Origin of the sequence: Kitasatospora arboriphila, assembly GCF_039528095.1 — a bacterium.
In the GTDB taxonomy this organism is placed as follows: Bacteria; Actinomycetota; Actinomycetes; order Streptomycetales; family Streptomycetaceae; genus Kitasatospora; species Kitasatospora arboriphila.
Genome location: NZ_BAAALD010000092.1, coordinates 20,965 through 30,659, shown reverse-complemented (window position 1 = coordinate 30,659; position 9,695 = coordinate 20,965). Strand labels below are relative to the sequence as shown.

The window sequence follows — 9,695 nt, the reverse complement described above, 5'->3', positions numbered from 1 at the left end:
GCCGGGAGGGTCCCCCCGCCGGGCCGCGGAGGCGCCGGCACCGTCCGCTGCCGGTGGCTGGTGGACGCCACGGGGCGGCGCCGGGCGGTCGCCGCCCGCTGCGGGGCCGCCCGGCGGCACACGGACCGCCTGGTCGCCACCCTGCTGGAACTCCCGGCCCGGTCACCGGCCGGGCCCTCCTCCCCGACCGGGTCCTCCACACCGGTCGAGTCCACGTCCCTGGTCGAGTCCGCGGCGGACGGCTGGTGGTACACCGCCCCGCTGCCCACCGGCGGCCGGCTGGTCGCCCACTTCACCGACGCCGACCTCGGCCCGCCCCCGCCGGGGGACCGTGACGCCGTCGACCGGCTGCTCGGCACCACCCGGTACGCCGCCGAACGGGCCGCGGCGCATCCCCCGGGCGAGGGCCGGCCCCGGCGGGCGCCCGCACACTCCTCGCACCTCGACACCCCGACCGGCGACGGCTGGACGGCGGTCGGCGACGCCGCCGCCGCGTTCGACCCGATCTCCTCGCAGGGCGTCCTCACCGCCCTGCACACCGGCACCACCGCCGCGCTGGCCGTCCATGCCCGCCTCGACGGCGACACCACCGCCCTCGACGCCTACCGCCGGAACGTCGACGCCCTGGTCGCCGCGTACCGGCGCAACCACCGCACGGCGTACGCGGCGGAACGCCGCTGGGCCGACCGGCCCTTCTGGCGCCGCCGCCACGCACCGACCGGGCACCCACCGACCGGCCCCCCGCCCACCGGGCACCCACCGACCGGGCACCCACCGACCGAGAGGACATCCGCATGACCACCCGTCACCACCACGAGCACGAGGACCCGTCTGTCCACTCCTTCATCCTGTCCGGCCGGGACACCGTCTTCGGCTACCACCTGGCGATGTTCGGCATGGCCGAGCACCGCTACCAGGTGGTGCTGGAGTACCGGCTGCCGAACGACGTCGTCGACATCTACCTCAAGGACCGCGCCGACCACCCGGAGAGCTGGCACGCGGTGCGCAACACCGAGGACATGGTGCTGCCCCCGATCGGCGACGGCACGGTGACCGAGTACCCGGCCCGGCTGGACCGGGTCACCCAGACCGGCAACGGCGAGGACCGGGTGTGGGAGCCGATCTCGGGCGGGTTCACCGCGTGCATCGAGCGGGTGCTGACCTTCCGCCGCTTCAGCGAGGAGGACTTCCCGGCCCACCTCACCTATCTGGTCTACGGCCGCGGCGACGAGGCCCACATCGCCCACCGCCTGGTCAAGCGGCCGCACTACGAGCAGATCATCAGCCTCCAGCGGGTGCCCGAGGGCGTCACCCAGGCCGACCTGGCCGGGGCCGTCGAGCTGAGCATCCCGGCGGTGCCCGACGGCGGCCACGGCGGCCTTCCGTGGACGACCCGGCCGCTGCCCGACCGGACCTACCCGGCCCTGCTCCACCGCGACCCGGCCCGCCCGACGCCGATCACGCTCACTCTCGGCGACGAACGCTGGTGGAACATCACCACCCTGAACGCCTGATCCCGGGGCGGGCCGGAGCCCCCCTCCGGCCCGCCTCCGCCGTCGTTCCTGAGAGCCCTCTCTGCGCATCAACTCAGGCTTAAGAGAGGGTTAAGGACCGAGCCTTCCGACGAAACCGCAGGTCAGAGCCCTGTCATGGTCGTTGCATGACATTGCCATGACGGTTGCCGCTCCGTAATATTCAGGCCCACGGGCGACACCGCTCCACGCCTGAGAGCGCTCTCACCGTCCGGACCGCCATTTCCGGCGCACCGTACGGCAGTTGCCTCCCCCGCTCCCCCACCCGACCCGCGGAGAACGGAACCCCCACTCATGACGCCTCGTCACCAGCGCCCGATATCACGCCGCAAGCTCCTCGCCGCCACTGCGGGCGTGGCCCTCACCGTGCCCGCCGCGGTGACCTGGCTGCAGTCCAGTGCCGGCGCGTCGACCTCGGTCACCCTGCCGCTGGACCTGGTCAACACCACCGGGAACAACACCGTCTACGCCTACGTCCTCGGCCGCGACCCCGCCGCGGGCGGCAACTGGGCTTTCGTGCAGGCGAACGGCAGCAGCCTGTACCACCCGCCGTCCCCGGCCAACGACCAGACGCCGCTGGGCGTCGACTGCGCCATCGCGCTCAACGGCTCCGGCGCCGGCCCCCGCCGGGTGACCCTGCCGCGCCTGGACAGCGGCCGCATCTACTTCGCCGTCGGCTCGAAGCTCACCTTCCTGATGAACCGCGGCGGCGGCCTCGCCCTTCCGTCGGTGAGCAACCCGTCCGACCCGAACATCGACATCCGCCACGACTTCTGCGAATTCACTTTCAACAACGACCAGTTGTACGCCAACATCACCTTCGTCGACATGGTCGGCCTGCCGATCTCCTTCCAGCTGGAGACCGGTCAGGGCACCCAGAACGTGCGCGGCCTGCCCGCCGACGGGCTCTCCCGGGTCGCGAGCGCGCTGCGGGCGCAGTCCGCGGCCGACGGCAGTGACTGGAGCCGACTGATCGTCAGCAAGAACGGCGCGGACCTGCGGGTGCTCAGCCCCAACCTGGCGATCCGCGGCAACAGCGCACTGTTCAAGGGCTACTTCGACAGCTACGTCGACCAGGTGTGGACCAAGTACCGCACCACCGACCTCAAGATCGACACCCAGTTCACCTGGGGCACCGTCACCGGCCGGGTGAACGGCGACACGCTGACCTTCCCCGGCGTCGGCAGCTTCGCCCGGCCCTCCACCCTGTCGATCTTCTCCTGCAGCGACGCACCCTTCACCACCGGCAACGACGAGATGGGCAACCTGAGCGCCCGACTCGCCGCCGCCTTCAACCGCACCACCCTGCTGGACAACCCGAACCAGCCGACCGCCGAGAACCCGTCGGCCTTCTACACCAAGCCGCGCACCAACCACTACGCCCGGATCCTGCACAGCACCACCCCCGACGGTCTGGGCTACGCCTTCCCGTACGACGACGTGCACCCGTCCGGGGTGGACTTCGAGGGCAAGGTGCAGTCCGGCAGCCCGACCCGGTGGACGATCACGGTCGGCGGCACGGCGGGCGGCGGCGGCAGCACGCCGACCCCGACGCCGACCGCGACCGCCACCGGCGGCGGCGGGGCCAGCGCCTTCTCCACCATCCAGGCCGAGGCGTTCAACGCCCAGTCGGGCACCCGGACGGAGGCCTGCTCGGACACCGGCGGCGGCTCCGACGTGGGCAACCTCGGCAACGGCGACTGGCTGAAGTTCAACGCCGTCAACTTCGGTACGGCCGGGGCGACCCGCTTCAGCGCGCGGGTGGCGTCCGGCGCGGCTGCCGGGGTGAGCGGACTGGTGCAGGTCCGGCTCGGCAGTCCCACCGCCACGCCGGTCGGCAACTTCGCGATCGCCAACACCGGCGGCTGGCAGACCTGGCGGACCGTCCCGGCCGACATCGCCCGGACCACCGGGACACACGACGTCTACGTGACCTTCGACAGCGGCCAGCCCGCCGACTTCGTCAACCTCAACTGGTTCACCTTCGCGTAACCCCCGAGGTCGTCGCGTGCGGTCCCCGGCGGGCAGGCCGGGGGCCGCACACCCGTTCCGCCGCAGGGCCGCCGGGGAGGCACACGGCCGCCGGGGATCCGCAGGGCCGCCGGTCCCGCGCCCTACCGCTCGTCGTGGATCACCGCGAGGGCGTGCTCGCGGGCCCGGGCGCCCAGGGTGGCGTTCAGCGCGCTGAAGAGTTCGCCCGCACCGACGCCGTTCCAGCCCGGCGGGAGCAGCGACAGCGGCAGGCCCGGGTCCCGGTAGGGCAGCCGGCGCCACTGGGTGAGCATCGGCACGTACACCCGGAAGGCCTCCTGCGGGGACACCCCGGCCGTCTCCGTCCGCTCCAGCACCGGGCGGTAGCGGCGCAGGAAGTCCGCATACAGCGCGGTGAGTTCGTCGAGGTCCCACCAGCGGCGGACCTTGGAGCGCAGGTCTCCGAAGGCGAGGTGCTCGCCGGTGAAGAGGTCGACGTACCCGGCGAGTCCGAGGCGTTCCAAGGTCCGGCGGGTCTCGGCCGCGAGGTTGCCCGGGGCGATCCAGGCGCCGGGCGCGGCGGTGCCGAAGCCGAGCCTGGTCAGTGCGGCCCGCAGCTCGTGCCGCTTCTGCCGCTCGGACTCGGGGACGGAGAAGACCACGACGATCCAGCCGTCCTCGGCGACGGCGCGGACCCGTTCGAAGATCCGGACGTCGCCCTCCGCGAGCGTCTCCAGCACGGGCGCGGCGAGCGAGTAGCCGGCCGCGCCGTCGTGGCGGGCGCTCTCCAGGAGGCCCCGCCGCTTGAGCCGGGAGACCGAGGAGCGGACGGCCGGCGGCTCGACCCCGAGGTCGCCCATCAGCCGGACCACCGAGGCGACCGAGAGCCAGTTCTGCTCGCCGCGGGCGTACAGCCCGAACGCGGTGATGATCAGCGGTCCGTGCCGCGTGTCGCGGCCGGCCGCCGGGGACTCCTCGGGCCCGGCCGTCACAGCTGTGTTCTCCTCGCCTCGGGCCGGTGCCGTCCGTCGTGCCCGTCGGCGGGCAGCCTACCGCCTCGCCGCGGTGCATGATCGCGGCGTTCCGCGCGGCCGCCGCCCGGTGCCGGGCGGCGGCAGGCCGGGCTCAGACCAGGGATGTCGCCACCACCCGGTTGCGCAGTTCGCCGAGGCCGCCGACGCGGGTGACGACGAGGTCGCCGTGACCGAGGAAGACCTGCGGGTCGCGGGCGCTGCCGATGCCGCTCGGGGTGCCGGTGAGCAGGACGTCCCCGGCGCGCAGGGTCATGCCCCGGCTGAGTTCGGCGATCAGCCGGGCGAACGGGAAGGCCATCTGCGCGCTGGAGGCGTTCTGCCTCAGGACGCCGTTCACCTCGCACTGCACCTGCAGGTCGGCGGGGTCGGCGATCTCGTCGGCGGTGGTGAGCCACGGCCCCAGCGGCATGGTGGCGTCGATGCTCTTGCCCTTGAGCCACTGGCCGCCGTGCGCCCGCTGCAGGTCGCGCTGGGAGACGTCGTTGGCGACCAGGTAGCCGAGGACGTGCTGCAGCGCCTCGGCCTCGGGGATGGACCGGCCGTCGCGGCCGATGACGAGGGCGATCTCGGCCTCGTAGTCCCACTGGGCGGAGAGGTCCGGGTCGTAGGCGATGTCGTCGGCCGGGCCGATGACGGTGTCCGGGCCCTTGGTGAAGAAGGTGGGCCGGGTCGGCCGCTCGGCCGGGTCCTGGCCGCCGCGTTTGCCGACCGACTCCTCGAAGTGGTCCTGGTAGTTCCAGCCGGTGCAGAGGATGTCCCGGTTGAACCGCTGCAGGGGCGGCTCCAGCCGGACGCCGTCGAGCGGCAGCACGTCGGGGCCGGCGAGGGCCGCCTCGGCCGCCTCACGGGCGGCGTCCAGGGCGGCGGGGCCGCCGCGGACGAGGTCGTCGACGGTTCCCAGCGAGGCGGGCAGCGCCGCCACCGCCGTCCCCGTCCGGTCGACGGCCGCGGCGCGCCGGGCGCCCCCGACGGTGAACGATGCGAGTCTCATGCCTGCCCTTCGTGAGGATCCGTGCCGGTCGTCAGAGAATGTCGATGCGGTGGGGCGCGTACCTCTCCGGGCCGCCCCCGGCCCGCACGGTGGCCCGCATCCGAATCGCGCGGTTCCCCGCGCCCCCATGAGGCATCCGTGCGCTGCGAGGACACGCCCCTGAGGCGACCGCCCGAGCGCCTGCGAGGTCGGCCCCTAGGAGCTGTCTTCAAGGGGCGCTCGGGTGGTCGATCCAGGGGCGCTGGGGGCACCTCCCGGCCGAAGGCTGGGGGCGGAACTGCGCAATTCGGAGGCGGGCCACCGTCCGGACCAGGGGTGCGCCGGATTCGTCAGGAGCACCACTCCCGGACTGCGCGGTTCCCCGCGCCCCTACGGGGCATCCGTACGCCTTGAAGACACGCCCTAGGGGTTGGGGCGGCTGCCGGGGCGTACCAGGCGGTCGTCCGGGACGACGGCGACGCCGAGGATCTCGATCATGGCTTCGGGCTGCCAGAGCGCGGTGCAGCCGATGCCGGCCATGGCGGGGTAGACGGGGCCGGCCAGCTCCCGCCAGACCTTGCCGATCTCCTTGCCGTGGGCCTGGTAGTCGGGGATGTCGGTCAGGTACAGGGTCACGCTGACCAGGTCCTGCGGTTCGCCGCCCACCTCGCGCAGGGTGGTGAGCACGTTGCCGAAGGCCTGGCGGAACTGCTCGACGATGCCGCCGGGGACGATCCGCATGTCGGCGTCGAGGGCGGTCTGGCCGCCGAGGTAGAGGGTGTTCCCCGCCAGCGTGCCGTGCGAGTAGCCGCTGGGCACGGGGAGGGCGTCCGGGTTCACGGCGACGGGCGTCATGCGACCTCCGGTCGGTGCTGCGTCGGGCCGGTTCCGCCCCGCCGCGCGGGGCATATTGACAATAGATGACGGCCGTGAAAAAAACGAGATACCGATCGGCCCGGGCGCCGGGCGGGAACAGCGCCGGCCCGGCAGCAGACACCTTCGACACCACCATGGCGCCGGGCGCCGCGGCCGGCCCGCCGGCGCGCCGACGTCCGCCGCACGGAACGGAGCCGTCCGCAATGGAGCCCGACCTCAGCAAGTACCGCCTGGAGGGCGACAACTCGATGTACCGGCTGCCGAGCGGCCTGGTCGCGCCCGTCGTGACGCGCCGCGGCCTGGAGGACCCGGGCACGGCCGACTCGGGCGGCGCCGTCCGGGTCTCCGGCGTGAGCATCCAGCACACCCCGGCCCGGCGGCTCTGGTTCGGCAAGGTCAGCAACGAGCCCGGCTACCGCTCGGTCTCCCACCACCACGGCGAGGCCGAGACCGGCGGCTACGTGCTCTCCGGCCGGGCGCGCATCTACTTCGGCGAGGAGTTCGCGGACTACCTCGACATGGAGGAGGGCGACTGGGTGTTCGTACCGCCCTTCATGCCGCACGTGGAGTGCAACCTGTCGCGGACGAAGCCGCTGGTCTGGATGACCACCCGCACGCCCGAGAACATCGTGGTCAACCTGCCGGACGTCGCCGACGCCGACCTGCGGGACTGGACGGACCGATGACCGCCGACGCCGTGACCGCCGACGCCGCCCCGCCCACCTCCGCGGTCTTCACCGCGGCGGTCACCCTGAGCCCGGCCGAGCCCCAGCACTTCGACCTCGCGTTCACCGCCACCACCCAGCCCTGCCCGTGGCCGAAGGCGTACGGCGGCGACCTGGTGGCGCAGGCCGCGGCCGCCGCGATGCGCTCGGTCGCCGACGGCAAGTCGCTGCACTCGATGCACGGGTACTTCCTCCGGCCGGCCGACATCGGCGCCGCCGTGCGCCACGAGGTCGAGCTGCTGCGGGACGGCCGCGGCTACAGCACCCGGCAGGTGCGCGCCTACCAGAACGGCCGGCCGGTCTACGTCTGCCTGGCGAACTTCGCGGCCGGCGAGCCCGGCGGCAGCTTCGAGGCCGGCCCCGACCTCGACCTGGAGGTGCCGGCCCCCGAGGCCCTGCCCGACTCCGCGGCGTACCTGGCGGAGCGCAGCGGCGGCACCATGACGGAGGCGTCCAAGGCGTACTGGTCGGGCGGCCGGAGCTTCGACATGCGCCACGTGCCGGGCCCGCTCTACCTCGCCGTGGAGGGCAAGCAGACACCGCACCAGGCGGTGTGGGTGCGGCCGTTCGACCGGTTGCGGCCCGTCGAGGGGCTGACCGACGACCAGCGGGACCGGGCGGCGCTCGCCTACGTCTGCGACTACACGATCCTGGAGCCGGTGCTGCGGGTGCTCGGACTGCCCTGGGCGATGCCCGGGCTGGTCACCGCGAGCCTCGACCACGCGATGTGGTTCCACCGGCGCGGGCCGGTCGACGACTGGCTGCTCTACGTCCAGGAGGCGGTCGCCGCCGAGAGCGGCCGCGGTCTCGGTACCGGGCGCTTCTTCACCCGGGACCACCGCCACCTGGCGACCGTCGCCCAGGAGGGCATGATCCGCACCGCCTGACCTTGCGTCAACGCCCTGGAAGGACTCCTCCGTTGACTCTTTCACCGTCGGCCCACCTGGACACCTTCACCCGCGACCACCTGCCCCCGGCGGAGCTGTGGCCGACGCTCGAGTTCACCACGCCGGAGCTGCAGTACCCGGACCGGCTGAACGCCGCGGCCGAACTCGTCGACCTGCCCGTCCTCACCCACGGCCCCGACGCCCCCGCGCTGCGCACCCCGGACGGCGAGACCTGGTCGTACGGCCTGCTGCAGCGGCGGGCCAACCAGGTCGCCCAGGTGCTGACCGAGGACCTCGGTCTCGTGCCGGGCGGGCGGGTGCTGCTGCGCTCCCCCAACAACCCGTGGGCGGTGGCGGCCTGGCTGGGCGTGCTGAAGGCCGGCGGGGTGGCCGTGGCCACCATGGCCGCGCTGCGCGCCCGGGAGCTGTCGCCGGTCGTGGAGCGGACGCTGCCGGCGGTCGCGCTGGTGGACCACCGCTTCACCGAGGACGTCGAGGCCGTCCGGGCGGCCGTCCTGCCCTCGCTGACGGTGGTGGCGCACGGCGGCGACGGCCCCGAGGACCTGGTGGCGCGGGCGGCCGCGAAGTCCGGCGCGTTCACCAACGTGCCGACCGCCGCGGACGACGTCGCCCTGCTCGGCCCGACCTCCGGCAGCACCGGCGTCCCGAAGATCACCATGCACTTCCACCGCGACGTGCTCTCCATCGACAACACCTTCGGCCGGCCTCTGCTCGGCCTCGGCCCGGGCGACACGGTCGCCTGTTCGGCGCCGCTGGCCTTCACCTTCGGCCTGGGCATGCTGGTCGTCTTCCCGCTGCGGGCCGGCGCCTGCGCGCTGCTGACCGAGTCGGCGACGCCGCTGCAGCTGGCCGAGCTCGTCGAGAAGCAGGGCGTCAGCGTGCTGGCGACCGCCCCGACCGCGTACCGGGCGATCCTGCGGGGCGGGCAGGAGCACCGGCTCGCCGGGCTGCGGGCGGCGGTCTCCGCCGGCGAGCACCTGCCGCGGACGACCTGGGAGGCGCTGCACGAGCGGCTGGGGCTGCGGGTCATCGACGGCATCGGCGCCACCGAGCTGCTGCACATCTTCGTCTCGGCGGCCGGCGACGACATCCGCCCCGGCGCCACCGGCAGACCGGTGCCGGGCTGGCGGGCCGCCGTCCTCGACGTCGACGGCCGCGAGCTCGGCCCCGGCGAGGTCGGCCGGCTGGCCGTGATCGGCCCGGTCGGCTGCCGCTACCTCGACGACCCGCGCCAGTACGACTACGTGGTGGACGGCTGGAACGTCACCGGGGACCTCTTCCACCGGGACGCCGACGGCTACTTCTACTACCGGGCGCGCAGCGACGCGATGATCGTCTCCTCCGGCTACAACATCGGCGGCCCCGAGGTCGAGGCGGCCGTCGACACCCACCCGGACGTGGTGGAGTCCGGGGTCGTCGCCAAGCCGGACACCGAGCGCGGCTCCGTCGTCTGCGCCTTCGTCGTGCTGCGCGAGGGCGTCACCGGCGACGCCGCGAAGGCCAAGGAGATCCAGGACCACGTCAAGCGGATCCTGGCGCCCTACAAGTACCCGCGTGAGGTGCGGTTCTGCGAGGCCCTGCCGCGCAACACCAGCGGCAAGCTGCAACGCTTCGTGCTGCGCAGGATCGTCGACGACGAGCAGGCCGCCGCGCCTGCCGCCGAGCACTGAGAGGACCAG

Annotated in this window: 9 protein-coding genes; 6 read left to right on the top strand and 3 right to left on the bottom strand. The window is 73.6% G+C overall.

The annotated features are described in order from the left end of the window. The 3 genes from ABD353_RS32140 to ABD353_RS32130 form a co-directional block, all read left to right on the top strand. Positions 1 to 798, top strand: a 798-nt coding sequence (locus ABD353_RS32140) for an NAD(P)/FAD-dependent oxidoreductase (RefSeq protein ID WP_425555298.1), incomplete at its 5' end; no start/stop codon positions are given. Then, a complete protein-coding gene (locus ABD353_RS32135) occupies positions 795 to 1,514 on the top strand; it encodes a hypothetical protein (protein WP_344627210.1) in 720 nt (239 codons plus the stop codon). The genes ABD353_RS32140 and ABD353_RS32135, both read left to right, overlap by 4 nt. 312 nt (positions 1,515 to 1,826) lie before the next feature. Beyond that, positions 1,827 to 3,524 (top strand): glycoside hydrolase family 64 protein, encoded by a 1,698-nt coding sequence (locus tag ABD353_RS32130; protein WP_344627209.1) that lies wholly within the window; start codon positions 1,827 to 1,829, stop codon positions 3,522 to 3,524. 122 nt (positions 3,525 to 3,646) lie between these two features. On the opposite strand, the gene ABD353_RS32125 is transcribed toward ABD353_RS32130, so the two are convergent. From ABD353_RS32125 to ABD353_RS32115, 3 genes are all read right to left on the bottom strand, one after another. After that, positions 3,647 to 4,495: a PaaX family transcriptional regulator gene (locus ABD353_RS32125; RefSeq protein WP_344627208.1), complete on the bottom strand. Its 849-nt coding sequence runs from the start codon at positions 4,493 to 4,495 to the stop codon at positions 3,647 to 3,649. Between the two features lie 133 nt (positions 4,496 to 4,628). Next, the gene (locus ABD353_RS32120) at positions 4,629 to 5,528 is read right to left on the bottom strand and encodes a fumarylacetoacetate hydrolase family protein (RefSeq protein ID WP_344627207.1); all 900 of its coding nucleotides are present in this window, start codon (positions 5,526 to 5,528) and stop codon (positions 4,629 to 4,631) included. 402 nt (positions 5,529 to 5,930) lie between these two features. After that, positions 5,931 to 6,362, bottom strand: a complete 432-nt coding sequence (locus ABD353_RS32115; RefSeq protein WP_344627206.1) for a RidA family protein — start codon at positions 6,360 to 6,362, stop codon at positions 5,931 to 5,933. Between the two features lie 224 nt (positions 6,363 to 6,586). Between ABD353_RS32115 and ABD353_RS32110 the strand changes: the two genes are divergently transcribed. The 3 genes from ABD353_RS32110 to ABD353_RS32100 are packed head-to-tail and all read left to right on the top strand — an operon-like array spanning position 6,587 to position 9,686. Next, positions 6,587 to 7,069 carry a cupin domain-containing protein gene (locus ABD353_RS32110; protein WP_344627205.1) on the top strand — a complete coding sequence of 161 codons (483 nt, stop codon included), beginning with the start codon at positions 6,587 to 6,589 and terminating at the stop codon, positions 7,067 to 7,069. Next, positions 7,066 to 7,995, top strand: a complete 930-nt coding sequence (locus ABD353_RS32105) for an acyl-CoA thioesterase (protein ID WP_344627204.1) — start codon at positions 7,066 to 7,068, stop codon at positions 7,993 to 7,995. Before ABD353_RS32110 ends, ABD353_RS32105 begins: the two co-directional genes overlap by 4 nt. A 32-nt stretch (positions 7,996 to 8,027) precedes the next feature. After that, positions 8,028 to 9,686, top strand: a complete 1,659-nt coding sequence (locus ABD353_RS32100) for an AMP-binding protein (RefSeq protein WP_344627203.1) — start codon at positions 8,028 to 8,030, stop codon at positions 9,684 to 9,686. Positions 9,687 to 9,695 lie beyond the last annotated feature (9 nt).

What these genes read in the sequence shown, in the direction of transcription:
- ABD353_RS32135 (WP_344627210.1), top strand. Translation starts at nt 795, where the DNA reads ATGACCACCCGTCACCACCACGAGCACGAGGACCCGTCTGTCCACTCC.
- ABD353_RS32120 (WP_344627207.1), bottom strand. Translation starts at nt 5,528, where the DNA reads ATGAGACTCGCATCGTTCACCGTCGGGGGCGCCCGGCGCGCCGCGGCC.
- ABD353_RS32130 (WP_344627209.1), top strand. Translation starts at nt 1,827, where the DNA reads ATGACGCCTCGTCACCAGCGCCCGATATCACGCCGCAAGCTCCTCGCC.
- ABD353_RS32105 (WP_344627204.1), top strand. Translation starts at nt 7,066, where the DNA reads ATGACCGCCGACGCCGTGACCGCCGACGCCGCCCCGCCCACCTCCGCG.
- ABD353_RS32115 (WP_344627206.1), bottom strand. Translation starts at nt 6,362, where the DNA reads ATGACGCCCGTCGCCGTGAACCCGGACGCCCTCCCCGTGCCCAGCGGC.
- ABD353_RS32110 (WP_344627205.1), top strand. Translation starts at nt 6,587, where the DNA reads ATGGAGCCCGACCTCAGCAAGTACCGCCTGGAGGGCGACAACTCGATG.